This window comes from Streptomyces sp. NPDC001568 (assembly GCF_042893755.1).
GTDB lineage: Bacteria > Actinomycetota > Actinomycetes > Streptomycetales > Streptomycetaceae > Streptomyces.
Map to the genome: position 1 here is coordinate 289,332 of NZ_JBIAVF010000002.1, position 26,718 is coordinate 316,049.

Annotated in this window: 25 protein-coding genes; 12 read left to right on the forward strand and 13 right to left on the reverse strand. The window is 74.6% G+C overall.

Translation table 11 applies throughout. The annotated features are described in order from the left end of the window. Positions 1-40: 40 nt before the first annotated feature. The 3 genes from ACFY0I_RS04455 to ACFY0I_RS04465 form a co-directional block, all read right to left on the reverse strand. Positions 41-1,156, reverse strand: coding sequence for a hypothetical protein (locus tag ACFY0I_RS04455; protein ID WP_388889992.1), 1,116 nt, complete (start codon positions 1,154-1,156; stop codon positions 41-43). Then, positions 1,153-1,794, reverse strand: coding sequence for an ankyrin repeat domain-containing protein (locus tag ACFY0I_RS04460; RefSeq protein WP_388889994.1), 642 nt, complete (start codon positions 1,792-1,794; stop codon positions 1,153-1,155). The genes ACFY0I_RS04455 and ACFY0I_RS04460 overlap by 4 nt, the downstream gene beginning before the upstream one ends. Before the next feature lie 161 nt (positions 1,795-1,955). Further along, positions 1,956-2,489: a GNAT family N-acetyltransferase gene (locus tag ACFY0I_RS04465; protein ID WP_388889996.1), complete on the reverse strand. Its 534-nt coding sequence runs from the start codon at positions 2,487-2,489 to the stop codon at positions 1,956-1,958. Positions 2,490-2,644: 155 nt separating this feature from the next. Here ACFY0I_RS04465 and ACFY0I_RS04470 point away from each other — a divergent pair, with 155 nt between their 5' ends. Continuing rightward, on the forward strand, positions 2,645-3,931 hold the full coding sequence (locus ACFY0I_RS04470) for a sulfite oxidase (protein WP_388889999.1): 1,287 nt from the start codon (positions 2,645-2,647) through the stop codon (positions 3,929-3,931). Between the two features lie 17 nt (positions 3,932-3,948). On the opposite strand, the gene ACFY0I_RS04475 is transcribed toward ACFY0I_RS04470, so the two are convergent. From ACFY0I_RS04475 to ACFY0I_RS04485, 3 genes are all read right to left on the reverse strand, one after another. Then, positions 3,949-5,133, reverse strand: coding sequence for an alpha/beta hydrolase family protein (locus tag ACFY0I_RS04475; RefSeq protein ID WP_388890001.1), 1,185 nt, complete (start codon positions 5,131-5,133; stop codon positions 3,949-3,951). Positions 5,134-5,254: 121 nt separating this feature from the next. After that, a complete protein-coding gene (locus ACFY0I_RS04480) occupies positions 5,255-6,220 on the reverse strand; it encodes an isopenicillin N synthase family dioxygenase (RefSeq protein ID WP_388890003.1) in 966 nt (321 codons plus the stop codon). 96 nt (positions 6,221-6,316) lie between these two features. Then, entirely contained in the window at positions 6,317-6,832 is a 516-nt protein-coding gene (locus ACFY0I_RS04485; protein WP_388890006.1) for a cupin domain-containing protein, read from the reverse strand. Between the two features lie 289 nt (positions 6,833-7,121). Between ACFY0I_RS04485 and ACFY0I_RS04490 the strand changes: the two genes are divergently transcribed. Further along, positions 7,122-7,700 carry an HPP family protein gene (locus tag ACFY0I_RS04490; protein WP_388890009.1) on the forward strand — a complete coding sequence of 193 codons (579 nt, stop codon included), beginning with the start codon at positions 7,122-7,124 and terminating at the stop codon, positions 7,698-7,700. Positions 7,701-7,795: 95 nt separating this feature from the next. Continuing rightward, positions 7,796-8,584: a VOC family protein gene (locus ACFY0I_RS04495; protein ID WP_388890012.1), complete on the forward strand. Its 789-nt coding sequence runs from the start codon at positions 7,796-7,798 to the stop codon at positions 8,582-8,584. A gap of 40 nt (positions 8,585-8,624) precedes the next feature. Here the strand turns inward: ACFY0I_RS04495 and ACFY0I_RS04500 are convergent, their stop codons facing one another. Continuing rightward, complete coding sequence (locus tag ACFY0I_RS04500; protein ID WP_388890014.1) at positions 8,625-9,464, reverse strand: class II glutamine amidotransferase; 840 nt, start codon at positions 9,462-9,464, stop codon at positions 8,625-8,627. Between the two features lie 119 nt (positions 9,465-9,583). On the opposite strand from ACFY0I_RS04500, the gene ACFY0I_RS04505 reads away from it, so the two are divergent. Further along, positions 9,584-10,621, forward strand: coding sequence for a PHP domain-containing protein (locus ACFY0I_RS04505; protein WP_388890017.1), 1,038 nt, complete (start codon positions 9,584-9,586; stop codon positions 10,619-10,621). 34 nt (positions 10,622-10,655) lie between these two features. Here the strand turns inward: ACFY0I_RS04505 and ACFY0I_RS04510 are convergent, their stop codons facing one another. Further along, positions 10,656-11,588 carry a UbiA family prenyltransferase gene (locus tag ACFY0I_RS04510; RefSeq protein WP_388890019.1) on the reverse strand — a complete coding sequence of 311 codons (933 nt, stop codon included), beginning with the start codon at positions 11,586-11,588 and terminating at the stop codon, positions 10,656-10,658. 88 nt (positions 11,589-11,676) lie between these two features. On the opposite strand from ACFY0I_RS04510, the gene ACFY0I_RS04515 reads away from it, so the two are divergent. The 3 genes from ACFY0I_RS04515 to ACFY0I_RS04525 are packed head-to-tail and all read left to right on the forward strand — an operon-like array spanning position 11,677 to position 14,325. Further along, entirely contained in the window at positions 11,677-12,738 is a 1,062-nt protein-coding gene (locus ACFY0I_RS04515; RefSeq protein WP_388890022.1) for a type III polyketide synthase, read from the forward strand. Between the two features lie 13 nt (positions 12,739-12,751). Further along, positions 12,752-13,300 carry an isoprenylcysteine carboxyl methyltransferase family protein gene (locus tag ACFY0I_RS04520; protein WP_388890025.1) on the forward strand — a complete coding sequence of 183 codons (549 nt, stop codon included), beginning with the start codon at positions 12,752-12,754 and terminating at the stop codon, positions 13,298-13,300. Next, positions 13,297-14,325 (forward strand): NAD(P)/FAD-dependent oxidoreductase, encoded by a 1,029-nt coding sequence (locus ACFY0I_RS04525; protein ID WP_388890028.1) that lies wholly within the window; start codon positions 13,297-13,299, stop codon positions 14,323-14,325. Before ACFY0I_RS04520 ends, ACFY0I_RS04525 begins: the two co-directional genes overlap by 4 nt. Positions 14,326-14,403: 78 nt before the next feature. Here ACFY0I_RS04525 and ACFY0I_RS04530 read toward each other — a convergent pair whose 3' ends face one another. Further along, positions 14,404-15,717, reverse strand: a complete 1,314-nt coding sequence (locus ACFY0I_RS04530; RefSeq protein ID WP_388890031.1) for a hypothetical protein — start codon at positions 15,715-15,717, stop codon at positions 14,404-14,406. Positions 15,718-15,945: 228 nt separating this feature from the next. Between ACFY0I_RS04530 and ACFY0I_RS04535 the strand changes: the two genes are divergently transcribed. Together ACFY0I_RS04535 and ACFY0I_RS04540 are read left to right on the forward strand one after the other, a co-directional pair. Continuing rightward, entirely contained in the window at positions 15,946-17,643 is a 1,698-nt protein-coding gene (locus ACFY0I_RS04535; protein WP_388890033.1) for a carboxylesterase/lipase family protein, read from the forward strand. 113 nt (positions 17,644-17,756) lie between these two features. Continuing rightward, on the forward strand, positions 17,757-18,911 hold the full coding sequence (locus tag ACFY0I_RS04540) for a serine hydrolase domain-containing protein (protein ID WP_388890035.1): 1,155 nt from the start codon (positions 17,757-17,759) through the stop codon (positions 18,909-18,911). Positions 18,912-18,937: 26 nt separating this feature from the next. Here the strand turns inward: ACFY0I_RS04540 and ACFY0I_RS04545 are convergent, their stop codons facing one another. Continuing rightward, a complete protein-coding gene (locus ACFY0I_RS04545; protein WP_388890038.1) occupies positions 18,938-20,281 on the reverse strand; it encodes a M64 family metallopeptidase in 1,344 nt (447 codons plus the stop codon). Between the two features lie 151 nt (positions 20,282-20,432). Between ACFY0I_RS04545 and ACFY0I_RS04550 the strand changes: the two genes are divergently transcribed. Then, complete coding sequence (locus tag ACFY0I_RS04550) at positions 20,433-21,851, forward strand: tetratricopeptide repeat protein (RefSeq protein WP_388890040.1); 1,419 nt, start codon at positions 20,433-20,435, stop codon at positions 21,849-21,851. Between the two features lie 37 nt (positions 21,852-21,888). On the opposite strand, the gene ACFY0I_RS04555 is transcribed toward ACFY0I_RS04550, so the two are convergent. Then, positions 21,889-23,583 carry an MFS transporter gene (locus ACFY0I_RS04555; protein ID WP_388890043.1) on the reverse strand — a complete coding sequence of 565 codons (1,695 nt, stop codon included), beginning with the start codon at positions 23,581-23,583 and terminating at the stop codon, positions 21,889-21,891. A 119-nt stretch (positions 23,584-23,702) separates the two neighbouring features. On the opposite strand from ACFY0I_RS04555, the gene rpmG reads away from it, so the two are divergent. Both rpmG and ACFY0I_RS04565 read left to right on the forward strand, forming a co-directional pair. After that, positions 23,703-23,867 (forward strand): 50S ribosomal protein L33, encoded by a 165-nt coding sequence (rpmG, locus tag ACFY0I_RS04560; protein ID WP_388890045.1) that lies wholly within the window; start codon positions 23,703-23,705, stop codon positions 23,865-23,867. A gap of 118 nt (positions 23,868-23,985) precedes the next feature. Beyond that, entirely contained in the window at positions 23,986-25,128 is a 1,143-nt protein-coding gene (locus ACFY0I_RS04565; protein ID WP_388890048.1) for a CobW family GTP-binding protein, read from the forward strand. 133 nt (positions 25,129-25,261) lie between these two features. Here the strand turns inward: ACFY0I_RS04565 and ACFY0I_RS04570 are convergent, their stop codons facing one another. Then, positions 25,262-25,504, reverse strand: coding sequence for a DUF6158 family protein (locus ACFY0I_RS04570; protein ID WP_388890050.1), 243 nt, complete (start codon positions 25,502-25,504; stop codon positions 25,262-25,264). A gap of 59 nt (positions 25,505-25,563) precedes the next feature. Beyond that, positions 25,564-26,634, reverse strand: a complete 1,071-nt coding sequence (locus tag ACFY0I_RS04575; RefSeq protein ID WP_388890052.1) for an AI-2E family transporter — start codon at positions 26,632-26,634, stop codon at positions 25,564-25,566. Between the last annotated feature and the right edge of the window lie 84 nt (positions 26,635-26,718).

Sequence of the window (26,718 nt, forward strand, 5' to 3'; positions counted from 1 at the left end):
CCCGTCGCCCTCGTCACCGTCGCCCTCGTCGTCGGCCCGCTCACAGCACGGCGATGCCCAGCGGGCGGTCGCCCGCGGCGAGGCGTCGGGTCCCGCCCGTGCCCAGGTCGACGACCGTGATGCCGTTCCAGTAGCCGTCGCGGGTGAAGCCGCCGGTCACGTAGGCGGTCTTCCCGTCGCGGGAGACGGCCACGTCCTCGTGCGGGCCCTGGAGCGGGTGGACCCGCTCGGTCCCGTCCGGTGAGCGGACCGTGAGCGAGGGCCCCCGGCCGTCGGAGGGGTCCACCGCCCCGGTGCCGACCACCAGGAGGGTGCCGTCCGGGGTGACCGTCGCGCCGTGCTGGTGGGTGTCGGCCGTCATCGGCTCGACGGTGGTGCGGCCGGTGCGGGGATCGACGACGGCGAGCCGCTCCCCCTCGAAGGGGAGCAACAGCATCCCGTCGGTGGGGCGGACCGCGGTGTAGTGCGGCTTGAGCCAGGACCCGAGGCCGCCCTCGGTGCCGTACGGGGCGACCTCGATGCGGCGCGGGCGCAGCGAGTCCGCGGTGACGGCGGTGACGTCGAAGGAGTCGTGGCCGGTGACGTAGACCTCGCCGCCGTCGCGGGAGACGTCCACGTCGAAGGGCCGCCGCCCGACGGGGACGGTCGCGGTGACCCGGCCCGCGGCGGTGTCGACGACCTCCAGGACGCCCCGGGTGCCGGGCACGTTGACGCCGACGTACACATGCGCGCCGTCGGGGGAGAGCGCGATGCCCATGCCCCCGCCGCGGTACTCGCCGTCGGTGACCGGGCCGGTGTCGCTCCGGTACGGGATCAGCGCCGTACGGGTGCGGACGCGGGTGTCGACGACGGCGACGCCCTCCGCGGTGGCCACCCAGGCGCGACCGTCCGCGCCGACGACCAAGCCGTACGGGGCCGTGCCGACGGCGACGGAAGCGACCGGGCCGCGCGCGGGGTCCACGAAGGTGACGCTGCCGGCGCCGAAGTCGGCCACGAGGAGGGTGCCGTCCGGCGTCGGGGTCGCCGCCGGGAGCGGGGCCGTCACCGGGGCGGGCGGCGCCGCCCGGCCGGGGTCCGCGCCCGTGCAGGCGCCGAGCAGCAGGGCGGCGGCGAGTGCGGCGAGGACCGTACGGGGTGTGCGGGCGGGGCGCTTCACCGGTCGGCCCCCGGCTCCGGCGCCGGGCGCGGCCGGGTGTCCGTCGCGGCGGCGGCGAGGAGGCGGGCCATGCCGTCGAAGCCGCGGCGGACGGCGTGCTGGTGGGCGGTGACGCCGGCCTGGTCGGCCAGGGCGGGGTCCGCGCCCGCCGTGAGGAGCAGTCGGACGATCTCCTCGTGGCGGGGGCCGCCGTCACCGAGGATGACCGCCTCCAGCAGGGCGGTCCAGCCCAGCCGGTTGACGTGGTCCACGTCGATGTCGGTCTCCGCCAGCAGGGCCCGTACGTAGCCGGTGTGCCCGCGTTCGGCGGCCGGGATGAGGGAGATCCCGCCGAAGCGGTTGGGCTGCTTCAGGTCGGGGTCGGCCGTCAGGAGCAGTCGCATCATCCGCACGCTGCCGGTGACTCCGGTGACCAGCCAGGGGCTGTCCGCGCGGGCGTCGGCGGCGTCCGGGTCGGCTCCGGCCGCGAGCAGGCGCCGGGCCGCCTCGAGGTGGTCGCCGGTGACGGCGAGGAGCAGCGCGGTGCGCAGGTGGTCGTCCCGCGCGTCGACGGCGGCTCCGGCGGCGAGGGCGGCGCTCACCGCGGGCCCGTCGCCGCGGGCGGCGGCGTCCAGCAACGGTCGGTCGTGCGGGTTCATGGTGTCCTTCCGGCTCCGGGGCGGGAGGTGCTCGTGCCCGTTCCCCGGTTCCATGCTGGTCCCGCTCCGCCGGTCCGGCGGTCCGCCCTGTGGAGGCGGCCTCCCGGCTCTCCGGTGGACCCCCGGGTCATCCGATCGGTCGATGCGCCGCCGGGACGGGCTCAGGCCTCGTATTCGGTGAGGTCGATGCTGTGGAGGGAGAGGAGGGCGCCGGACTCGGGGTGGGTGAGGGTCCCGTCGTCCGCCATGCCGAGCTTGCGGATCACGTTCTCCGAGTCCTCGTTGCCCGCGCGGTTGACGCAGATGACCCGGTCGAGGCCGCGGTCCTGGAGGGCGAATTCGAGGGTGGCCTGGGCGGCCTCGGAGGCGTAGCCCTGGCCCCAGTAGGAGCGGCCGAGGCGCCAGGTGATCTCGACGGCGGGCATCACCTTGGGCAGGTGTTCGGGAACGGACAGGCCGACGGCCCCGATCAGTTCGCCGGAGGCGAGCAGCTCGACGGCGAACAGGCCGAAGCCCTCCTCGTCCCACTCGTCCTCCCAGCGCTCGATGGCTTCGGCGGTCCCGTCCAGGTCGAGCGTGGAGCCGTCGTCGATCCAGCGCATCACCTCCGGGTCGGCGTGGATCTCCGAAAGGGGGACGAGGTCGTCGTCGCTCCAGCGGCGGAGGATGAGGCGGGGGGTGCGGATCTCGGTCATGCCCCACATCCTGCCGAACGCGACCGACCAGCGGTAATCGGGTCCTTCATTGCGGCCGCGTTGCGGGTTCGTGGCCATCCGCGGATGTTCGCCCACGGGGCGCGTGCGGGGTCCTACGGTGCGTGGGCAACCCGTCGTGAAGGAGTGTCCCGCCCATGTCCCTCGACCTCTCGGACGAGAGCCGGTACGACCGTACGCGCCTGCGGCAGTGGGCGCGCGGACGCGCCCGCTCCGCCGGAGTGGACCGCCGTCACCTGCTGAAACTGTTCGCCGCCGGGGCTGCCGCCGGGCCGCTCGGACTCGGGGCGGGAGCGGGCACGGCCGGCGCCGCCGAGGCCGTGGGGACTGCCGCGGGGGCGTTGGCGCCCGGCATCGTCAAGGCCCTGCCGCCCGAGTTGTTCACCGTACGGGGTACCAACGCGGAGACGAACTTCGCGGCCCTGCGGGGTACCGGGCAGCTCACTCCGATCGACCGCTTCTTCGTCCGCAACCACACCTCCACCCCGCGGTTGGAGGCCCGCGACTGGACGTTGCGGGTGTGGGGCAGCGGCCTCGCCGGCGGGCCGGTGGAGTTCTCGTACGAGCGGCTGCGGGCGCTCCCGGCGGTCGAGCGGACCCTGTTCATCGAGTGCGCGGGCAACGGCCGCAGCTTCTACACCAGCCAGCAGGGCCGGCAGGTCAGTGGCACGGCCTGGACGCTCGGCGCGATCGGTGTCGCGCACTGGCGGGGCGCGCGGCTCTCCGACGTCCTGCGGCGGGCCGGTGTACGCCGGGACGCGGTGGACGTCCTGCCGCGCGGGTTGGACGACGAGGTGGTGACGAACGGGGTGAACCTGGGGCGGGTGCGGCGTCCGCTGCCCGTCTCGAAGGCGCTGGACGACGTGATCCTCGCGTACGAGATGAACGGCCGGCCGCTGCCGGCGGATCACGGCGCGCCCGTGCGGGTCGTGGTGCCGAACTGGATCGGGATCTCCTCGATCAAGTGGGTCGGGGACATCGAGGTCAGCGCCACCCCGCTCTACACCCCGTGGAACACCGACCTCTACCGCCTGTTCGGACCGGACCAGCCCGCGGAGGGCAGTGCTCCGTTGACCCGGCAGACCCTCAAGAGCGCTTTCGAGCTGGAGCTGGGCGCGAGCGTTCCGGCGCATCGGACGCGGCTGCTGACCGGGCGGTCCTGGTCGGGCGCCGCGCCCGTGCACCGGGTGGAGGTGAGCACGGACGGCGGCGTCCACTGGCAGCGGGCCCGGTTGCACGACGCCCCGCGCCGCGGCGGTTGGGTGCGCTGGTCGGTGCCGTGGACCCCGCGGGCGGCGGGGCCGACGGCCCTGCTGGCCCGGGCCACGGACGCCACGGGCCGTACGCAGCCGGCGACGGCGGCCCACAACACGCAGGGGTACCTGTTCGACGCGGTGGTGCGCCACCCCGTGACGGTGGTCTGACCCGGTCGGCCGGGTGGTCAGGGCCGGTGGAAACGGACCTCGGGGGCGTCGGCCGCCGGGCCGTCGAGGACGGGCCTGGGCCTGCCCTTCAGGTGCTGGTCGAAGAAGGCACCGACATAGCGCCGGGTCAGCTCGACCGAGCGGGCGCCGGTCAGCGGCGTCCCGGGGTCGGGTACGCCCAACGCGTCGCCGAGGTAGGGGAAGTCGGTGAAGGTGAAGTGGCCCGAGTCGGCGAAGGTGATCCACTGCTTCCAACCGTCGAGCCGGGGCCAGTTCCGGTCCCAGGTGCTGTCCCTGCCGGGTGTCTGGTCCGCCTTGCCGATCAGCATGAAGGGACGGCCCCCGAGCCCGGTCTCGGGAACGGGTGTCGCCAGGCCTCCGTCGAGGTCCACGCCGGCGCGGACCCGGCCGTCGGCCGCCATGGTCGCCGCCGCGGCGGCGCCGCCGATGGAGTGGCCGGCCATGGCGATGCGCCGGGGGTCGATGAGATCGGCGCGGTGCCAGGCCGCGTCACGTCCGGTGAGCCGGTCCAGCAGGAAGGACACGTCCAGCGCGCGGCCGTCGCTGACCGTCTTGTAGCCGGCGTCCCCGCCGGTCTTGTCGCAGGCCAGGCATTCCAGTACGCGGCCCCCGTCGAAGTCCGTGCCCGCGCTCTCGTAGGCGTGGTCCACGGCGGCGACGACGTAGCCGCGCGAGGCCAGGTCCTCGGCGAGCGAGGTGAGGGTGGCGCGGTGCACCGAGAAGCCGGGCGAGAGGACGATCAGCGGGTACCGGCCGCCGACGGGGCGGGCCCCGGAGCGGGAGTACGACTCGGTGTCGGCGAGGGTCCGGGCGGACACCAGCCCGTCCAACCCCCGGTCGACGAGCAGCAGTCGGGCCTCCTCCTCGGTGAGGTAGCGCACCGGTCGACCGGTGCCTCGCTGGGCCGGGTAGCGCATGGTCACCATGAGCTCGCGCGGCCCGGACCCCGACCAGGGGTCGGTGCGGGAGCCGTCGACGAGGTGGAGGGTGTCCTGACCGACGGCGAACCGTCCGGTGGGGCGCGGGAGTTCGGGAGCGCTACGGGAATTCTGCGCGGTGGCGGATCCGGCCGCCGGGGGTGGGCCGGCGGCGACGGCGCTGCCCGCGGCCGCCGGTATCAGCGGCAGGAGGAGGGCGAGGAGGGTCAACGAGGAGGCGGCGGCGCGGCGTGGTGTCGGCATACTGGCGAACCTATGCCGGTGGTCGGCGGCCGGTCGTCCGCCACTGGGACGACCGGTGACGCGCCTCAAGTCGTAGGCGGTGGAGAGGAGATCATCCCTGACGCGTACTGCGGACCCCGAGTCACGCGAGGGTGATCGCGTCGAGTTTCTCCCGCAGGTAGCGGTGGGAGTCGACCGCCTCGTACGCGACCCGGCCGATCGGGGCGGGCAGGGACTCGACGCGGGTGCCGGCGTCACACTCGTAGAAGTAGACGAGCGAGACGAGTTCCTCGGCCGGGGCGTGGGCGGGTGGCGGCAGCACCCGGTGGCGGCCCGCCCGCCACCGGTCCCCGGTCCAACGGGCGAGCAGATCACCGATGTTGACGGTCAGCGCGGCCGGGTCCCAGGGGGCGTCCTGCCAGCCGCCGGCGTCCGTGTGGATCTGCAGTCCGCCCGCGCCCGGCTCGCGGTCCAGGACGGTGACCGTCCCGAAGTCGGTGTGCGCCCCGATCCGGAACTGACCGGGCAGCGGCTGCCCGACGGTTTGCGTGCCGGGGTACCAGTTGAGGTTGAACCCCCAGGTGGGGTGGCCCGTGTGCCGGGTGAACCGGTCGGCCGGCAGGACGAGGGCCTCGGCCAGCAGTTCCAGCAACTCGTCGCACAGGGCCCGCATCCGCGCGAGGTACTGGCGTGCGTACGGTTCGAGTTCCGGCGTCTGGGCGGGCCACACGTTCGGCCGGAACCACTCGGCGTCCACCGCGGCGTTCCCCGTCGGTTCCTCGGCCGCGCACGACCAGGACTCCTTGAGGTCGGGCGGGGAAGCGGCGCCCTCCGCGTAGCTGTTGGCCTCGGCGCCCGGTCCGAGCCAGCCGCGCCCGCCGACGCTGACGGCGTACGGCTGCTTGACCTCGGCCGGCAGCCGGAAGAAGGAGCGGGCCTCCTCCCGGATCCGGGCGGGCAGCGCCGGGTCGACGCCGTGGCCGGTGATCAGGAGGAACCCGGCCTCCTGGAGGGCCTCGTCGACGCGGGCGGCGATGCGGGACCGAGTGGCGGCGTCGCCCGCCCGCCACAGTCCGAGATCGATCACGGGAACGGGGGACCCGGTCATGCGGAACCTGCCTTCCGGACGGTGGAGGGGCATCCGGGGAAAGCCTAGGGCGTGGTCGGGCCGCCGCGCGGGTGCGTGGCCGGACCCGGGGGGCGGTCAGTCGGGGAGTTCGTCACCGCAACGGGAGCAGTGGCGGGCGCCGGGTTCGGTGGCGAGGCGGCCACAGCCGGCGCAGACCCGGTGCAGCAGACAGGCCGTCTCCCCGCCCTCCGGCTCCGGGAGGACGGCGGGCACGCCCGCGCCCGCGGCGGTGGCGCCGATCCCGAGACCGGGCCGGCGGGTGTGGACGGTCAGGTACGTCAACCCGTCCGGCCCTGCGGTCAGCGAGCGACGGGCGTTCCGCGCCAGCCACACCGCGCAGTGGGGCCGCAGGGCGAGCGGGCCTTCGGCGATGTCGATCCGGCCGCCTCCCCCGACGACGATGAGCAGGACGTCGAGGGCCGGTTCCGCGTGTTCCGCGATGACCGCGCCGGGGCGCATGCGGACGAGGTTCGAGTCCAGGCCGCGGCCGGTGCCGGTCAGTCGCCACAGCGCTCCGGTCGCGTCGGCCGGGGCATCGGCGATCACCGCGTCGAGGTCCGTGAGGGCCCCGGCGGGGTGGGGGTGCGTCATCGTGCTGGTCCTTCCCTGCTCCCTGCGCGTGCCCTCGCAGTCATACACGAACACGAGCCGCCGTTCGGGACCGATCGACGCTTTGTTCCGCAACGGTCCCAACCCCACCCCGGGCTTCGTACGTGTGCCCGATAAGGTCGTCCTCGGATCGCGTCGGCCGGACCCGGCGAGGAGCGCGAAGCCCGGCGGGCGGTGACCACCGCCGCCGGATCCCGCCCGCCCGCCTTCTCCATCCCTGCCTGCCCAGCGCGGTCCCGCCCGCCACCCGCACCGGAAACCTGCCCCCCTCATGAGCCCCAGCACCACCGGCACCGTCAGTCCCGCACGCCCCGCCGAGGTCGTGGCGGACCCGCAGCGGCCCACCCGATCCCGTTCCCGGCTGATGGCGGCCAAGGCCCCCGCGCGCCCCAGCGCGGTCGCCGCCTTCCACAGCGTGAGTGCGGCGACCACCGTCCTGCTGGCCCTCGTCGGCATCGGCGCCATGATCCACGAGCCGGTCCTGATACCCCCGCTGGCCGCCAGCGCGGCCCTCGTGCACAGCGCGCCCACCCTGCCGCTGGCCCAGCCGCGCGGCGTCGTCATCGGCCACATGGTGGGCGCCGCAGTCGGGTACGCGGCCCTCGCGACGGCCGGCAGCAGCGCCTGGACGGCCGCCGTGGCGGCCGGACTGACCCTGGCGCTGCTGACGGTCGCCCGTACCCCGCACTCGCCGGCCGTCGCCACCGCCGTCGTGACCGTGCTCCAGACCCCGGCGCCCGCCCGCTTCGTGCCGCTGCTCCTCGGCTCGACCCTGCTGCTCGTCCTCACGGGGTACGCGGGCTCCCGCATCCGCCGCAAGGCCCCGAGGTACCCCGCCTACTGGTGGTGACCTGCGGGCGCGCCTGCACCGGCCGACGGGGCCCGGGCGCTACTTCTAGTCCGGGACGGCGCAGTGGCGGTGGTGGCGGACGAGAGGCGGCACGCATGGTGGAGATGACGACGAAGGACGTGTTCGGGGCTCCCTGTTGGGTGAGCCTGATGGCCCGGGACATGGCCGCCGCCCAGCGTTTCTACGGTGCGGTCGTGGGCTGGAAGTTCCGTCCGGCCCCGCTCGGCGACGCCTTCTCGGTGGCCGTGATGGGCGGTGTCCCGGTGGCCGGCATCGGGGCGCTGGCGTCCGACCTCGGGGTGGCGGTCGCCTGGACCCCGTACTTCGCCGTCGATGACGCCGACGTGGCGGCGGGCCGGATCCGCGAGCGCAGTGGCACCGTCGCCGTCGGCCCGGTCTCCTTCCCCTCGGGCGGCCGGGCCGCGCTCGTCGCCGATCTGGAGGGCGCGGTCTTCGGGGTCTGGGACGGGCCCGTCTCCTCCGGCTGGCGCGTCGGTGTGGGCCCGGCGCCCGCCTGGTTGGAACTGCGCACCCGCAACGCGTTCGACGCGGCGCTCTTCTACGGCGAGGTGCTGGAGTGGGCGACCGGGCGCGCCGGCTGCTGCGAGGTCGGTTACGAGCAGGACCAGGTGGTGTTGCGGCAGGGCGGCGAGCCGGTCGCCCGGTTGAACAGCGGGCCCGTGGAGGCGGCCGCCTACACCCCGCACACCCGGCCCCGCTGGCACGTGCACTTCCGCGTGTCGCGGCTGGAGGAGGCCGTGGAGTCGGCGGTCGCCCTGGGCGGGAGCGCCGTCTCCGAGGTCACCTCGGCCGGCCACGACCGCTCGGTCACCCTCCGCGACCCGGACGGAGCGCTGTTCACGCTCACGACCACCGTCGAATGACGGCGGCCGTGCCGCGCACGCGCCGGGCCTGCGCGGCCCGTTACGGCGGTTCGGGGAAGAACGGCAGGTAGTCCTGTCCCGGATCGGACGGGATGACGGCGTAGCTGGCCTCCGGCAGTTCGTTCCACACGCCGGGCAGGTCACCGAGCGGTTCCGAGACCACCAGCCGGGACGCGTCGGACAGGTCGCGCAGGAAGTCGATCTCCGGGTGGAGCTGGCGTACGGTCTCGGCCCTGGCGCTGTAGAACAGCGAGCGGGACTTGCCCTCGCTGGAGTAGCGGAACGCCCACACGCGTTCGCCGTCGCTGACCGCGACCGTCATCTGGAGCGGGTCGGGCACCCCGTGCTCCTTGCCGAGCCGCTCCACGAGGCCCGCCATGCGGGCCACCGCGCCCGGGACGTCCTGGTCGAGGCCGAAGGTGACGGCGAGGTAGAACATCACCTCCGAGTCCGTCGAGCCCTCGATGGACGGGAAGAGCGCCGGATCGACGGCCATGCACAGGTCGCGCTGGAGGCGCTGGAAGTCGGTGATGGCCCCGTTGTGCATCCACAGCCAGCGTCCGTGCCGGAAGGGGTGGCAGTTGGTCTGTTGGATCGCCGAACCGGTGGAGGCGCGGACGTGCGCGAAGAACAGCGGCGAGCGGACGTGCCCGGCCAGTTCCTGGAGGTTGCGGTTGTTCCAGGCCGGGCCGATGTCACGGAATACCGCCGGCGTGCCGTCGCCGTCCGGGCTGTACCAGCCGATGCCGAATCCGTCGCCGTTGGTGGACTCCACCCCCATGCGGGCGTGCAGGCTCTGATTGATCAGAGAGTGCTCAGGACGGTAGAGAACGGCGTCGAGCAGCATGGGCGAGCCGGAATAGGCAAGCCAGCGACACATGGGCATCATCCCTTTCACAGCCAGTACCGAGCGTAACGCGACCGCGGTCGCCGGGCTGCGGCGGCCTTGCGACACTGGGCCCGGGCCTTGCGACACGGGCCCCGGGAGGAGGTGGGCGCATGGACCCGGTGGCCGCGCTGGACCGGATCGCCTTCCTGCTGGAGCGGGCCCAGGCACCCACGTACCGGGTCAAGGCGTTCCGCACGGCCTCGGCGGCGCTGGTGCGCATGGGCGGGGCCGAGGTCGCCGAGCGGGCCGCCGCCGGCTCGTTGGAGGCGGTCCGAGGGATCGGCCCCAAGACGGCGCAGGTGGTCCTGGAGGCGCTCGGCGGCGCCGTTCCGCAGTACCTGAGCGCCCTGGAGGACGAGGCCGCCGCGCTCCCGGAGGGCCCGCCGCCCTCCCCCGCCGCCGCCGCGCTGCGCGCGGCCCTGCGCGGGGACTGCCACCTGCACTCGGACTGGTCGGACGGTGGCAGCCCGATCGAGGCCATGGGGCGGGCCGCCGCGCAGCTGGGGCACGCGTGGGCGGTGCTCACCGACCACTCGCCGCGACTGACGGTCGCCCGGGGGCTCTCCCCGGAGCGGCTGCGCGAACAACTGCTGGTGGTGGCGGAGCTGAACGCGCGGTGGGCTCCGTTCCGGCTGCTCACCGGCATCGAGTGCGACATCCTCGCGGACGGCTCGCTGGACCAGGAGCCGGAGTTGCTGGAGGAGCTCGACCTCGTCGTCGGTTCGGTGCATTCGAAGCTGCGGATGGAGTCGCCCGCCATGACGCGGCGGCTCCTGAAGGCGGTGGGCAATCCGCTGATGGACGTGCTCGGGCACTGCACGGGCCGGCTGGTGACCGGCCGGACCCGCCCGGAGTCCGAGTTCGACGCCGGCGCCGTCTTCGCGGCGTGCGCGGAGTCCGGGACGGCCGTGGAGATCAACAGTCGGCCGGAGCGGCTGGACCCGCCCCGGCGCTTGCTGAGGCAGGCCGTGGCGGCCGGGGTGTTCTTCGCCATCGACACCGACGCGCACGCTCCGGGCCAACTCGACTGGCAGGTCCTGGGGTGCGAGCGGGCCGCGGAGTGCGGGGTTTCGACCGAGCGCGTCATCAACACCTGGGCGGCGGATGACGTCCTCGCCTGGACCCGGACCCGGCGCCCGCCCGCGTAGCCGACCGCGCCGGTGAAACCGGCGGGCGACGGGTTCACGGCGGCCCCGCGCCGTGCAGCAGGAGCAGCAGTACGTCGGCGCCCGCGACCGCCATCGTGCCCAGGAACGGGGTCCGGCCGGGTGCGCGGACCGTGCCGAGCAGCATCGCGGCGGTCAGGGCGAGCAGGCCGAAACCGTAGCCGGTGATCCGCCCCGCCGGCCCCGCGACCAGGCACACCGTCGACGCGCCGACCAGCAAGGCGGCCGCCGCGGCCGACCACCGGGCGCCGATCCGCTGCGGCAGCCCGCGGATGCCGGTGGCGAGGTCGTCGGCGATGTCGGGCAGGACGTTGGCGAAGTGCGCCCCGGCGCCCAGCAGGGCGGCCGCGCAGGTCAGCCACACCGGCGGCCAGGGCGCGCCGGGCAGGCCGAGCGTCACGAAGGCGGGGAGCAGGCCGAAGGCGAGGGCGTACGGGAACCAGGACGCGGCCGTGGCCTTGAGGCGCAGGTTGTACGCCCAGGCTGCCGCCACGCCGAGCAGGTGCGCCGTCGCGGCGGCGGGCCCGCAGGCGGCCGAGAGCGCGACGCACACGAGCAGCGCGGTGAGCGCGGCTGCGGTCACCGCGGCGGGCCGCACGGAGCCCGTCACGAGGGGTTTGTCCCGGCGGCCGGTGGCCAGGTCACGGCGCAGATCGGCCCGGTCGTTGCACCAGCCCACGGAGAGCTGACCGGCGGCCACCGCGCCGGCCGTGAGGGCGGAGCCCGCGACCCCGCGGCCGGAGGCCACCGCCAGCGCGGCGGCGAACAGGGTGACGGCGGCGGCCGGCGCGGGATGGCAGGCCTTCAGCAGCCCGGCCGGCAAGGCGCCGGGCCGCGAACCCGGGCGGGCGGGCGCGGCGCCGACGGGAGGCGGACCCCCGTCGGGTGCGGCGCGGGTCGTCCCGTGGAGGGCGGAGCTGGCTCGGGCATGTCGGGCTCGGGCGGGCACCGCTTCACGCTACGCCGTGACGGCACGTCGGGCCCGCACACCCCGCGTCATTCGTGATGCGGCGTCAGTTCTTCCCTATGTTGGGCCAATGACACGTGTCCTGGCAGTGAGCAGCGTGTTCCCGCCGCACCTGTACCGGCAGTCGCAGATCACGGAGGCGCTCACCGGATTCCTCCCGCCCGGCTCCGACGCGGCGCTGCTGCGCCGGGTGCACGCATCGGTCCGGGTCGGCTCCCGTCACCTCGCGCTCCCCCTGGAGCGCTACGGCCCGGACCCCTCCTTCGGGGAGACCAACGCCCAGTTCGTCCGCACCGCCCTGGACCTCGGAGCCCTGGCCGTCGCCCGCGCCCTGACCCGGAGCACGCTCGGCGCCGGAGACCTGGATCTGGTCATGTCGACGACCGTGACCGGGCTCGCGACGCCCTCCCTGGAGGCCCGCCTCGCCTCCCGCGTCGGGTTGCGGCCCGACGTACGGCGGGTGCCGCTCTTCGGCCTCGGCTGCGCGGCGGGCGCGGCGGGCCTCGGGCGGCTGCACGACCACCTGACGGGCCGACCCGGGGACGCGGCCCTGCTGCTGTCGACCGAGTTGTGTTCGCTCACCCTCCAGCCGAGGGACACCTCGATGGCCAACCTGGTGGCCGGGGCGCTCTTCGGGGACGGGGCCGGGGCCCTGCTCGCGGTGGGTGACGAACACCCCCTGCACGCATTCGGATCGGGGCCTTCGGTGATCGCCTCCCGCAGCCGCCTCTACCCCGGCACCGAGCACCTGCTCGGCTGGGACATCGGCGACTGGGGGTTCCGCATGGTGCTCGGCCGCGAGCTGCCGGAGCTGGTCCGGCTGCACGTCGCGGAGGAGATCGAGACGTTCCTGGCCGGACACGACCTCAAACCGTCGGACGTCGACGCCTGGATCTGCCACCCCGGCGGTCCGAAGATCCTCGACGTCCTCAGCACGGCGCTCGGCCTGCCGGAGCACGCCTTCGCGGCGAGCCGCCGGTCCCTGGCGGCCGTGGGCAACCTGTCCTCCGCGTCCGTGCTGCACATCCTCGGCGACGTCCAGGCCGCCGGGCCGCCCGCACCCGGATCGGTCGGCCTGATGCTGGCCTTCGGGCCGGGCTTCGCCTCCGAACTCGTCCTGCTGCGCTGGTGAGGTACCGATGCCGATGACCTCGTACACCCTGTACCTGATCCTCCTCGCACTCGTGGCGCTCGAGCGGATCGCCGAGCTCGTCACCGCCCGTCGCAACGCCGCGTGGAGCCTGGAGCGCGGCGGCCGGGAGTACGGGCGCGGCCACTATCCGACCATGGTGGCTCTGCACACGGCGCTGTTGGCGGGCTGCGTGCTGGAGCCGTGGTGGGCCGGCCGGCCCTTCCTGCCCGTCCTCGGCTGGACGGCGCTCGCGGTGGCCGTCGCCGCGCAGGGACTGCGCTGGTGGTGCATCACCACCCTCGGCCCGCGCTGGAACACCCGGGTGATCGTGGTGCCGGAGCTGCCGCTGGTGGCCGCGGGCCCGTACCGACTGCTGCGCCACCCCAACTACGTGGCGGTGGTGGTCGAGGGGCTCGCCCTGCCGCTGGTGCACTCGGCGTGGTGGACGGCGGCCGGGTTCACCGCGGCGAACGCCGTGCTGCTGGGGGTGCGGATCCGCTGCGAGGACACGGCGCTGGCGGACTCCCGTACGAGGGCGCGGCTCGTGGGCGCGGCCCCGTGATCGACCTGCTCGTCGCGGGCGGTGGTCCGGCCGGGCTGGCGACCGCGATCCACGCCGCGCTGGCCGGGCTGGAGGCCGTCGTCGTCGAGCCGCGCGCCACCCCGGTCGACAAGGCCTGCGGGGAGGGATTGATGCCGGGCGCCGTACGCCGCTTCCAGGAGCTGGGCGTGTCGGTGGGCGGGCGCGAGTTCCGCGGCATCGGCTACGTCGACGCCGTGACGGGGTTGCGGGCGCAGGGGCTGTTCCGGTCCGGCCCCGGGCGCGGCACCCGGCGTACGGATCTCCAGGAGGCCCTCGCGGCCCGGGCGGCGGCGCTCGGCGTCCGTACCGTGGCGGGGCGCGTCGGCGAGGTCCACCAGGATGCCGACGGGGTCCGGGCGGCCGGGCTCGCGGCCCGGTACCTCGTCGCGGCGGACGGTCTGCACTCGCCGGTCCGCCGGTCCATGGGCCTGAGCGCACCGGCCGTCCCGGGCACGCCGACGCGCTACGGGCTGCGCCGGCACTACGCCGTGGCGCCGTGGAGCGACTTGGTGGAGGTGCACTGGTCACACGGGTCGGAGGCCTACGTCACCCCGCTCGGGCCCGACCGGATCGGGGTGGCCGTGCTGACCTCGGAGCAGGGGCCGTACGACCTCCAGCTGGCCCGTTTCCCGCTGCTGGCCGACCGGTTGGCGGCCGGGGCGGCCGGTCCGGTGCGCGGGGCGGGGCCGCTGCGCCAGGGGGCGCGGACGCGGGTGGCGGGTCGGGTCCTGCTCGTGGGCGACGCCGCCGGATACGTCGACGCGCTGACCGGGGAGGGGCTCACGCTGGCGGTGACGGCGGCCCGGGAGCTCGTCCGGTGCGTGCGGGCCGGCCGGCCCGAGGAGTACGAACGGGCTTGGCGGCGGCTTTCGTTCGGCTACCGCACCCTGACGGGGTCACTGCTGTGGGCCCGGCGCCGGGCCCCGCTCGCGGGCCGGATCGTCCCGGCGGCGGCCCGCCTGCCCCGGGTCTTCACGGGGGCGGTGAACCTGCTCGCGCGCTGAGCCGGACGGTGTCCGGCGGGCGGAACCCGGGAGGCCCCGGCCGCGTCGGAACGCGGCCGGGGCCCGGTGTGCTCCCGGTCAGGCGCCGGCGCCCGACTCGGAACGGGCCCGGTCCGGCCGGTACCTCAGCGCCAGCCCGGCGATGATCGCTCCGGCACCGGCGCAGAGCACCGTTGCCACGCCGGCCCAGGCGTGCGGCCCGCCGAGCGCGCTCTCCAGGGGGTCGTAGAACACGACGCCCCCGACCACGTGGAGCGTGACCACGACGAGTGCGGTCACGGCCGCGGCCCGCCACACCATGACCGTGTCGCGCACCGCAAGCAGGGCGCCGACACCCAGGCAGAGCAGGGAGACCGCGAGGGGCAGCAGGTCACCGAGTGCCGGGGCGGGCCGGGCCGCCAAGTCGCCCGGCAGGTGGACGACGCCGCACAGCAGCAGGGCTGCGGCGGCCGGCCAGCGCAGCAGGTGCCGCATCGGCCCCTGCGGGCGCTGCGGCGTACGCACCGGCGCGGGGCGGGGGGAGGTGGGGCGCGGATTGCGTTCGCGCTTCACCGGCTGCGCCCAGCCTCGCTCCGACTGGGGCTGCGGCGCCGCCGCCTGTGAACGGTCCGTCCGGGGGTCGGCGTCGGGTCCGAGGATGCTGACCAGCAGCGCCACGTCCTCGATGGACCGGCCGACGGCCGCCGCGCGCAGCGTGATGTCGGCTTCGCCCTCGTCGTGGCTGGGCTCCCCGAGCAGGGCGAGCATGTGCCGGACCTCGTGGACGGGCCGGGACACCGCGGCCGCGCGGAGCGCCTCGTGTCCGGGGTTGGGAAGTTGGCCGGTCTGCTTGAGGAGGTTCACCAGCGCGATGACCTCTTCGACGGGACGACAGGTGGCCGCGGTCTCCAGCAGTGTCCGTATGGCTTCGGTGTGCGGATCGTGATCGGGCTCGGCAGGCTCGCCGCTCGGGGTGACGGGGTCGGCCGGGGTGACGGGTTCGGCCGGGGTGACGGGTTCGGCCGGGGTGGCCGCGGCGGCCGGGACCGCCCGGTCGGGGGCCGGCGTGATCGCAGTGGCCGGCGCGACCGGGGTGACCGGGACAACCGGCGCCACCGGGACGGCCGGGGTCACCGGGGTCACCGGGGTGACCGGGGCCGGGGCCGCGGGCTGGGGCGTCAGTACCGGCTGGGGCGCGGGCACCGGTTGGGCCGTCGGCAGCGGGCCGGCCGCCCCCGCCGGCGGCGGCGCCATGGCCGCCGCCAGCGCCTCGAACGGCGCCGTACCTGCCGGCGGCACCGGATCGGGCGGCCCGAACGCGGCTGCGGTCGGTGCGGTCGTCGGGTCCGGGGTCAGGGGAGGCCCGTCGCGGTCGTCGTGTGCCGTGGTCGCGAGGGTGCTGGGGTCATTCATGGAAAGCTCCGTTCGCCGACGCGCGGGTCTACACATCGCGCCGGTCATCGTGCGTCATGGGAAGCGCACGCTTTGTTACATTCAGCCGGACGTCCGCGCACTGCGCCATTCGGGGCGGGCAAACGGGGGTCGGGCGAACCCGCCCGCCGGACACGCCGCCCGTAACCCCGACCCGGCGACGGCGCTCCCGCACAGTGGGCGGGGCACCCGCTCAGGAGGGGACCCACCATGCCGCTGCCCGGAACCGCCCGACCGACGGGAACCCTTCGGTCGAGGTTGCCCACCGTGCTGTTGGCCGCCGCGCTCCTGCTCGTGTCGGCCGCGGCCGGCCCGTCCGCCGCCCTGAGCCGGGATGCGGAGCGGCCGGTCCTCGACACCTCCGAGGGGCCCGTACGGGGGCGCTCCCACGGGTCGTACGACACCTTCGAGGGAATCCCGTACGCCGCCCCGCCGACCGGCCCGCTGCGCTGGCGGCTGCCGGTGCGCGCGCCGCTCAGGGCGGGTGTGCTCGACGCCGGGACGCCCGGCTCGGCGTGCGTGCAGCTGCCGCCGCTCGGACCGGCGGTGGCTACGGGCTCGGAGGACTGCCTGTTCCTGAACGTCACCACCCCCGCGGGCCCGGGGCGGGACCGGCCGGTGATGGTGTGGTTCCACCCCGGTGGGTTCCGCGACGGATCGGGGGCCGCGTACCGGCCGGAGCCGCTCGTCGTCCGGGGCGACGTGGTGGTGGTCACGGTCAACTACCGGCTCGGCGTCTTCGGCCTCTTCGGACATCCGGAGCTCGGCGGCGCCCCCAACTTCGCCCTCGCCGACCAACAGGCCGCCCTGCGTTGGGTCCGGGCGAACGCGGGCGTCTTCGGCGGCGACCCGGACCGGGTCACGGTGTTCGGGGTGTCGGCGGGCGGCCTCAGCGTCTGCGCGCACCTGGTGTCCCCCGCCTCGGCCGGGCTGTTCGGGCGGGCCATCGCGCAGAGCGGGTCCTGCTCGACCACCATGCCCCCGTACGCACTGCTGCCGACGCCCGCCGCCTACGAGCCGTTCGTCCCGGAGCGGCGCACGGTGGCCGCCGGTACCCGGGCGGCGCGGGAGCTGGGCTGCGGCGATCGGCCGTCGCCCGAGGCGCTCGACTGCCTGCGCGGCCTGGACGCGACCCGGCTGGCGACAGCGGAGTTGATGGAGCGGTTCTCCGTCCTGTCGTACGGGAACGGGTCGTTGCCGATGGCCCCGCGCCGGGCGCTGGAGTCCGGGCGGTTCCACCGGGTGCCGGTGGTGCAGGGCACCTCCCGGGACGAGATGCGGCTCTTCCTCTCCCAGGTACTGCCGTCGCATCCGATCCCCGACGAACGGGTCTACCGGGAACGGCTCGTGACGTCCTTCGGCGCGGCGGCCGAGGCCGTCGGCGAGGCGTACCCGGCGCATCGGTACCCGACGGCCGCGCTCGCCTGGGCCGGCCTGCTGTCGGACGCCTCGTTCACCTGCCCCGCACTGCGGGACAGTCGGGCGCTGGCCCGTCATGTACCCACGTACGGCTACCGGTTCAGCGACCGCGACGCACCGGTCTTCGTGCCGCTGCCGCAGTCCCCGGAGTTCCCGTTCGGCGCGACGCACGGCTTCGAACTGCCCTACCTCTTCCGGGTCGTGGACCTGGCGCCGCCCCAACAGGCCCTGTCCGAGCGGATGACGGAGTACTGGACGCGCTTCGCCCGTACCGGTTCGCCGAACGGGCCCGACGCGCCCTCGTGGCCGCCTCTCGCCACCACCCCCTCCCCCGCTCCGGCGCCCGTACTGTCCCTGGCGGCGGGGCCGGACGGCATCCGGTCGGTGGACGCGCGGACCGAACACCATTGCTCCCTGTGGGACTCCCTGCCGCCGTTCGGTGAAATCGGCACAACCGATGGGCCGGACGGAACCGGTGGAACCGGTTGAACCGACGGACGGAACCGGTTGAACCGACGCCCCCCGTGGACCCGTTGGACCCGGTGGACCCGGTGGACCCCGTGCCGACGCGATCCCCGAACTCCTCGATGGAAGGTGATCCGATGACCGGACTCCGTGAGGTCCTGGAAGAGCACATGGGCGACGGGGGGCCACCGGGTGCGGTGGCCCTGGTGGCCCGGGAGGGCCGGACCGAATGCGTCGCGGTCGGTGACGCCGAGGCCGGTGGCGGGACCCCCATGGCGCGGGACTCGCTCTTTCGGATCGCGTCGCTGACGAAGCCGGTGACCGCCGCCGCGGTCATGATGCTGATCGAGGAGGGCCGGCTGGCGCCGGCCGCCCCGGTGCGGCGTTGGCTTCCCGAGCTCGCGTCGCCGATGGTCGTGCGCACCCCGGGGTCCCCGGTCGACGACGTGGTGCCGGCCTCGCGAGCGATCACCGTGGAGGACCTGCTGACCTTCCGGGCGGGGTACGGGTTCCCGTCGGACTTCTCGCTGCCGGCGGTCGGCCTGCTGTTCGGCGAGCTGAAGCAGGGTCCGCCCGAGCCCCAGCACGTCGCACCGCCGGACGAGTGGATGGCCGCGCTGGCCCGGATCCCGTTGCTGTACCAACCGGGTGAGGCCTGGCTCTACCACACCTGCTCCGACATCCTCGGCGTACTGATCGCCCGGGTTTCGGGGCGGTCGCTGCCGGAGTTCCTGGACGAACGGATCTTCGCGCCGCTGGACATGGGCGACACCGGGTTCATGGTGCCCGCCGGCGAGCTGGACCGGTTCACGGGCTATTACCGCCGCGGGCCGGACGGGGGCCCGCCGGAGCTGGTCGACGCCCCCGACGGGCAGTGGAGCCGTCCCGTGGCGTTCCCCTCCGGCGGGGGCGGTCTGGTCTCCACCGTCGACGACTGGTGCGCCTTCGGGCGGATGCTGCTCGCCGGGGGAAGGGCCGCGGACGGGCGGGCACTGCTGACGCCCGACTCGGTGCGGCGGATGATGACCGACCGGCTGACGCCGGCCCAACGGGCGGGCGGCGAACTGTTCCTGGAGGGACAGGGCTGGGGGTTCGGCGGCTCCGTCGACGTCGAGCCGCGGGAGCCGTGGAACGTGCCCGGGCGCTACGGCTGGGTCGGCGGAACGGGCACCGCCGCGCACGTCGTCCCGTCCACCGCAACGGTGACGGTCCTGCTGACCCAGCTCGAACTGGGCGGGCCGACCCCGCCCGCCCTGCTGCGCGACTTCTGGCGGTACGCGGCCGGCGTCTGACGCCCGGGCCGGTGCGGTCCGACGCCTCAGAGGCGTACGTTCCAGGTGGCGGTGGAACTCAGGGTCCGGGCGATCGCGGGGTCGCGCACGGAGTCCGTGCGGTCCCGGGCGGTCACCGACAGCTTGTGTCCGCGCAGGTCGAACAACCACAGCTCGGCGACGCGGACCTCGGTGCGGCCTGCGAAGCGGCGCAGTTCGCGGCCGTCGAGGTACCAGCGGATCTCGATCCGGCGGCCGTCGGCGGTGGTCAGGTCGGGCACGGCGGCGCGTGCCGCATGGCCGAGGCGCAGGGTGCGACCGGTCGGGGTGAGCGGGGTGACGACGTTGGCGTGGCGGTGGAAGCCCGCGATCATCGCTTCGACGCCGGGCAGGTTGAAGGGTTTGCCGAGGATCCTCATCAGCGAGTTGTCGGTGGGGCGGTGGAGTCCGGCGGCGTAGTACCCGCCGCCCTCGTAGGCGCCGACGGTGCCGCCGTCGGGCGAGGTCTCGCCGAGCCAGCGGTGCCACTTGGCGCCCTGGTCCTTCATGCGGGCGGCGTCGAGGGTGGAGGTGTTGGGGTCGGTGGGCTCGGGGCCCGTGTACCGCTCGTACTCGGGGACGCCCGGGTAGAAGTACTCGTCGGCGAGCTTCCCGAGGGAGTGACCGGTCTCGTGGATGGCCACCTGGCCGGACTTGGGGTGGCCGGCGGAGGCGGTGGAGATGCCTTCGTAGCCGAGGGTGGGGCTGGGTTCGTTGTAGCCGGCCCCGCCGTACTTGGCGCTGTTGGCCAGGACGATGACGAGGTCCGCCTCGGGCGCCCGGGCGACGTACGCGTCCACCTTCGGCTGGTCGACGCAGAGCAACCGCTCGATGTCCTCGCACCAGAAGTGGCTGCCGAGCGCGGTGTCGCGGACGGCGCCGGGGTCGGGGTCGCCGGACACCCCCGATTGGGCGGACACGGCGTCCACCGTCCATACGTTGAAGAGGGTCCGGTAGGTGGCGTAGGGCTCGACGGCCTCGACCTCGGCCCATTTGGCCCGGGCGTCGGCATGGAACGCGTCGAGTTGGTCGGCGGTGTAACCGTCACCGACGACGACCACGTCGAGCCGGTCCGCGGTGGGGCCGTTGTCGATCACCTTGGTGACCCGACCGTCACCGGTCCCCGGCGGCGCGGACCGGCGGGGCGCCGCCGGGGCCGGTCCGCTCGCCGGTACGAGGACGTGGCCGGATCCGGCTTCTTCGCCGTGTTCGGGCCCGGGTATCTCGACCTCGACGCGCCCGGGTCGGGGCGGGTCCGCGGCCTGGGCCGGCGCCGGGGCGGTCAGCAGGACGGCGCCGGCGCAGGCTGCGGCGAGGGTCGTGCGCAGGGTCGTTCGGATGGTCGGTCTCATGAAGTCCTCCGCGAGGAAGGGGAGTTAAACAGCGGGATAAGCGTGCTGAAGTGGTTGCTCAAATTAGGTGGCGTACGGGGCGTGCGCAATGGTCCGCCGCGGCTGAATACTGGTGGTCGCACGACAACACGCCGCACAGCAGGGGGTTTTCATGGACGAACCGACCGAGATCGGCCGCCGGGTGCATCGACTGCGCACGGAACGCGGAATGACCCAGAAGCAGTTGGCGGAGCCCTCCTACACCCCCGCGTACGTGTCGACCCTGGAGGCGGGCAAGGTCCGACCCTCGGAGACCGCCCTGCGCTTCCTCGCCGGGCGCCTGGGCACCTCGTACGAGGAGTTGACGACGGGGCGTCCGGCCCGGCTGGCGACCGAGCTGCGGCTGGCGCTCACCGACGCCCAGCGGACCCTGGCCACCGGGTCCGCGGACGAGGCCGCGGACCACTACCGGCGGCTGCTCGCCGACGCGGAGGACCTGGACCTGTCCGACGAGCGGGCCGAAGCACTGATGGGGCTCGGGGACTGCGCGCTGGAGGCGGGCCGGCTGCCGCAGGCCATCGCCCGGTTCGAGGAGGCGGAGGCCCTGCTGGCCGACCAGCCGCTCCCCCGCCGGGCGCGCCCGATCCGGGGCCGGGCCGTCGCACACCTGCTGGCGGGCGAACTGCGGTACGCCTGCTACCTGCTGGAGTCGGCCATCGACGCGCTGAACTCGGAGGGACTCGCGGATCCCGAGGCGTTGCTGCTGCTCTACTCGGCGGTCATCGGGCCCTACATCGACATGGGCGCCCATGCCCGCGCGGCGCACGCGGCCGAGTTGGCGTTGGCGCTGGCCCCGCAGGTCGGTGACCCGGCGCTGGTGGCGGGCCTGCACCGGCAGGTCGCGCGGACGTTCCTCGCGGAGGGGCGGGTGGCCGACGCGGACGCCTCGCTCGCGAAGGCCCAGGCGGTCTACCGGCAGCTGCGGCTACGGACCGATCTGGCGCACTGCCATTGGATGCGTGGTTACGTCCAGGCCCAGCACGGGCAACTGGATCTCGCCGAGCGGGAGTTGCGTACGGCGCGGGAGATGCTCACGGCCAAGCGGGCCGCCCTGTACACGGCGCAGGTGGAGGTCGAGCTCGCCGACGTGCTGCGGCGGCTGGGCCGGTACGCGGAGGCCACCGACCTGGTGTCGGCCCTGTTGGAGCCGAGCGACGGGCCGGTGGCGGGGCCGGGTGGCGTGCACGCGGGCGGCGCGCACCGGCTGCTGGGGCTGATCGCGCAGGAGCGGGGGCTGACGGAGGAGGCGGAGGAGCACTACGTACGGGCGCTCGCCCTGCTGGAGCGCAGCGGGGCGGGCGGGGACCTCGCCGATCTGTGTCGCCTGTTGGGTGATCTGCTGCGGCGTACGGGACGGACCGAGGCGGCCCTGGACGCGTACCGCACGGGCCTCGGGCATCGGGCGGCTCCGGGGACGACCACGCTGGGTCCGGCGCCGGCCGCGCCCGCGTTCCGGCCGCCGTCGACGCCGTACGCACCGCCGACGGCCCCGTACGCGCCGGCGACGACGACGCTCCCGGCGCCGCGGTGAGGGCGGCGACGGGAGCGGGCGGCGGTGGCCGGAGCGGTCAGTGGTTGTCGGTGGGCCGCAGGTCGCGCGGGATCATCGCCCAGGTCGTGGCGGCCGCGGCGACGGCCAGCGCTCCGGCCATCAGGAACGCCGGGGTGATGGCCAGGGTGTAGGCCTGGGAGGCCGTGTCCAGGAGGGCTTCGCCGACGGAGCCGCCGAGCCGCTCGGCGACGTGTGCCGCTTCGCCGACTGAGTCCCGTACGGCGTTCGCGGTGGGGTCGTCGAGGGCGAGGGCGGGCAGGTTGCCCCGGTAGAGGGCGGCGGCCGTGCTGCCGAGGATGGCCACGCCCATCGCGGAACCCAGTTCGTAGCAGGTCTCCTCGATCGCGGCGGCGCTGGACACCTGGTCCGCCGGGGCGGCGGAGACCAGGGTGACGGAGGCGACGGTGGTCGCGATGCCCGTGCCCAGCCCCATCACGGTCAGGGCCACCGCGAAGGCGGGGTAGCCGAGGCCGGTGAACTGCTGGACGCTCCAGGGCAGGGCCATGCCGGCCGCCAGGACGAGCAGTCCGGCGCCGAGCACGTGCCGGATCGGGAAGCGCTGCATGAGCGTGGGGGCCACCATCGAGGCGCAGATCAGCGCGAGGGGCGCGGGCAGCAGGCGCAGCCCGGCCTCCAGCGGGGTGTAGCCCTGGCCGTACTGGAACCACTGGGTGACCAGGAACAGGATGGCGCCCATGCCCACCATCGGCAGGAAGATCGCTGTCGCGGCGACGCTGAAGGCCGGCTTGGCGAACAGCCGGACCTGGAGCAGGGGGTCCTCCAGGCGGAGCTGGCGGCGGACGAACACGGTGAGCGCGACGGCGGCGAGGATCAGCAGCGCCCAGGGCAGCGGGTCGGCGACGCCGCTCTTGCCGAGCTGCTTGATGCCGCCGGCGAGGGCGAGCATGCCGACGATCGACTGGCCGACGCCCCACCAGTCCCAGCGGCCGGCGCCCCGCGGGGCGCGCGATTCGGGCAGGTAGCGCAGTCCGGCGGCGACGATGAGCGCGGCGACGGGGAGGTTGAGGAGGAACGCGGAGTGCCAGCCGTGGTCCTGGACCAGGAATCCGCCGACGACGGGCCCGAAGGCCATGCCGCCACCGAACACGGCGGCCCAGACGGCAAGGGCGAAGGCGCGCTCCTTGGCGTCGGTGAAGACGCTGCGCAGGATCGACAGGGTGGACGGCATGATGGCCGCGCCGCCTATGCCGAGCAGGGCGCGCGCCGCGATGACGTGCCAGGCCTCGGTGGAGAACACGGCGATGAGCGAGGCGACGGAGAAGATGCCGAAGCCCGCCATGAGCAGTCGCTTGCGGCCCCAACGGTCGCCGAGGGCGCCCGCGGTGACGAGCAGTCCGGACAGGGCCAGCGCGTAGACGTCGATGATCCACAGCTGCTGGACGGCGCCGGGCTGGAGGTCGGCCACGAGCGAGGGGAACGCCACGTTGAGGATCGTGGTGTCCATCGAGATGAGCAGGAGACTGCCGGAGAGGATCGCGAGGACGATCCAGCGACGCGGGTCCGGCGTGGGGGTGCGCATGGGATTCCGTTCGGTGTGGTGCACGAGTCGGTGACGCATGGAGGTGTGGTGCCGGGCCGAGGTGTGGCCGCGGGCGGTCCTGGAGGAGGGACCAGGGCCCGGCCCGGACGTGCGGCCGCCCGCGCGGGAGCGCGCCGGAGCGTCCTCCCTCAGCCGTTCTTCGTTGGCCATGATGAGCCTCCTTCGCCTCGGATGATACAAATTTGTCTCACTCGACGCAAAGGCCGCTCATTTCTCGGCCATCCGGGGCTCCTTATTGAAAACGACTGTCATTGCCATATACTCGTCCCATGGCTCGCAACGAAATACGCCCGGTCGTCAAGCTGCGCTCCACGGCGGGGACCGGCTTCACCTACGTCACCCGCGAGAACCGCCGCAACGACCCGGACCGGATGACCCTGCGCAAGTACGACCCCGTGGTCCGCCGACACGTCGACTTCCGCGAGGAACGCTGACCCCGGGGCCCGCCGACCGCTGCCCTTCCACCCCTGCCCTGCCCGACCACCCCGAAGGAGACCTCGTGCCGTCCGCTGTCCACCCCGCCCGCTCGTGCCGCCGGTACGGGAGCACCGCGTGAGCCTGCCCGTACTGATCGTCGGCGGCCTGCACGCCGAAGCCCGCACTGCCGTGGTCGACGGGTTGCTGGCCGCCGTCGCCGGCAGCGTCGCCCTGCACCACGACCTCTCCGAGGCCCCGCGGGGCCTCGTACGGCGCACCGTGCGCGACGCGTCGGGTCCGCTGACCTCCGGGCAGACCCCCTTGGTCAACGGCTGCGCCTGCTGCGCGCTGCGCGAGGACCTGGTTCCCGAGCTGCTGCGACTCGCGGCCGGCGGGACGACCTCGCTGGCCGTGGTCGAACTGTGGGACTCGGTCGAGCCCCGTGCCATGGCCGAGGTGATCGCCGTGCACGGCAGGGGCCACCTGGAGCTGTCCAACGTGGTCACCGCCGTCGACCCGGCGCTGGTCCTGCCCTGCCTGACCAACGGGGACGACCTGGTGGAGGCCGGTCTGGCCGCCGCGGCCACCGACCGACGGACCGTCGGTGACACCTGGGCCCGGCAGCTGGAGTACGCGGCCGTCCTCGCCCTCGTCGACAACCCGGCGGCCGACGCCACCGACCACGCCCTGCTGGCCCAGCTCCACCCGACCTCCCGCCGGGTGGCGGCCGGGTCACCGGAACTGACCCGACTCGCCTTCGCCGGGTTCGACACCGAGGCCGCCGCGGCCGCGCAGCACCCGGCCTGCGCGCTGCTGCCGCAGGACGCGGACGAGGTCGGGGTGGCCACCCTGGTCTGGCACCGCAACCGGCCCTTCCACCCCGAGCGGCTCTACGCGGCCCTGGAGGACCTCGCCTCCGCGGCGGCCCGCAGCCGCGGCCGGTTCTGGCTCGCCGACCGACCCGACACCCTGCTGTCCTGGGACGCCACCGGCGGGGCGCTCTGCATGGAGAACGGCGGGCCCTGGCTGGCCTCCCTCCCGGACGCCGCCTGGGAGCTGGTTCCTCCCGTTCGGCGGGCGGCGGCCGCCCTCGGCTGGCACCCCGAGCACGGCGACTGCTGCCAGCACCTCGTGTTCACGTCCCCCGGGCTCGACCGGGACGGCCTGCGCGAGCTGCTGGACTCCTGCCTGCTCACCGACTCCGAGTTCGGCGCCGGGCGCGAGGGGTGGAAGCGGCTGCCGGCCGTCTTCGACTCCCTGCTCGCCCCGGCCGGGTAGCCGCCGCCGGTTCCGCCCCGGCCCCTTCCGGCCCCTTCCGGATCCTTGCGGTGCGGGCCCGGGTTCGGGCGGCTCGCCGCCGGGCAGGAGTCGAACGCCGTCCCGCGCGTTCGCGGGGCGTACCGGTTTCCGGTCAGTCCTCCGCGGCCCTGGCCCGGGCGCCCGAGCGGGTGCGGCCGGCGGTCGGGGCGCGCCGCGGATGACGGCGCACGTACTCGTCCTCCAGTTCCTTGAGCCGCTGCGTGTGCGTGGCGAGCGCGTCGTCCGACCCGTGCAGCAGCGTCTCGTGGCGCGTGCGGTGGATCGTCTCCAGCTCCTTCAGCAGCCTGCCGTCCTCCAGCTCGCTCGCCGCGGGTCCACCGCCGTGCTCGGCCATCACGACCACCTCCACGTCTTACGGTAGGGAGTCCTCCGCGCCCGCGCGCGCGGGCCGGCTCAGCCGTCCTTGCCGACCGCCGGCGCCGGGCTGAGCGCGGCGTGGGCGCGCAGAGCCGTACGCACCGACCAGAGCACCGACACCAGCGGGACGGCGACGACCGCGCCGACCACACCGGCGGCGATGGCTCCGGCCACCACGGAGACGGCCACCACCAACGGATGCAGCCGCACCGCCCGGCTCATGACGAGGGGGTGCAACAGGTGGCCCTCGATCTGGCCGATGACGACGATCAACGCGACCACCAGGGCCGCGACGAACGGCCCCTTCGCCGCCAGGGCGACCACCGCGGCGACGCCCAGCGCCACCGGCGATCCGACGAGCGGGATGAACGCGGCGAAGAACTCCAGCAGCGCGAGCGGCACCGCCAGCGGCACCCCGAGGAAGTACAGCGCCACCCCGACGAGCACCGCGTTCGTCGCGGCGACCAGCACGATCCCGTGCGTGTACCCGGTGAAGGTGCGCCAGGCGGCGCGCCCCGCGACGCCCACGCGCTCGCGCGCCGCCTCGGGCAGCTGCGCGCAGAACCACGACCACTGCCGGTCCCCGCCGTGCAGGAAGAAGACGGACGAGAACGCGGCGAGGGCCAGCACCGTCAGCACCTGCACCAGGTGGCTCGCCCCGCTGACGGCGGTGCTGAGCAGCGTCGAGCGGTGACCGGACAGGAACGCGCCGATCTTGGACTGGATGTCGGAGAGCGCCTCGGGGTTCACCCGGAACGGCGGCCGCTCCAGCCACTCCTCGATGCTGTCGAGGCCTTCGCGGAACTCGCGGACCAAGGTGGTGCTCTCCCCCGCCACCGCCTCGCCGACCAGCGCGAGCACCCCCATGAGCAGCACCGCGGTGCCGACCAGGGTGATCGCGACGGCGAGGGAGCCCGGCAGGATGCGGGTGAGGCCGCGGGTGGGGGGCCCGAGCAGGGCGGTGAGGATCAGCCCGAGGAACAGCGCCACCGCGATCTCGTGGAAGCGGCCGAGCAGGGCGAACACCGCGTACACGGCCGCGCCGACCACCAGCAGGCGCCAGGCGTAGGACGCGACCGTACGCAGGAGCGGGGACACCGTCGGCATGGTTCATGGGTGCCACGTCGCGCGGAACCTGGCACGTGCCGAGGCCCGATTTCGCCCGTCCGGGGAGAAAATGCGTTGCCGACG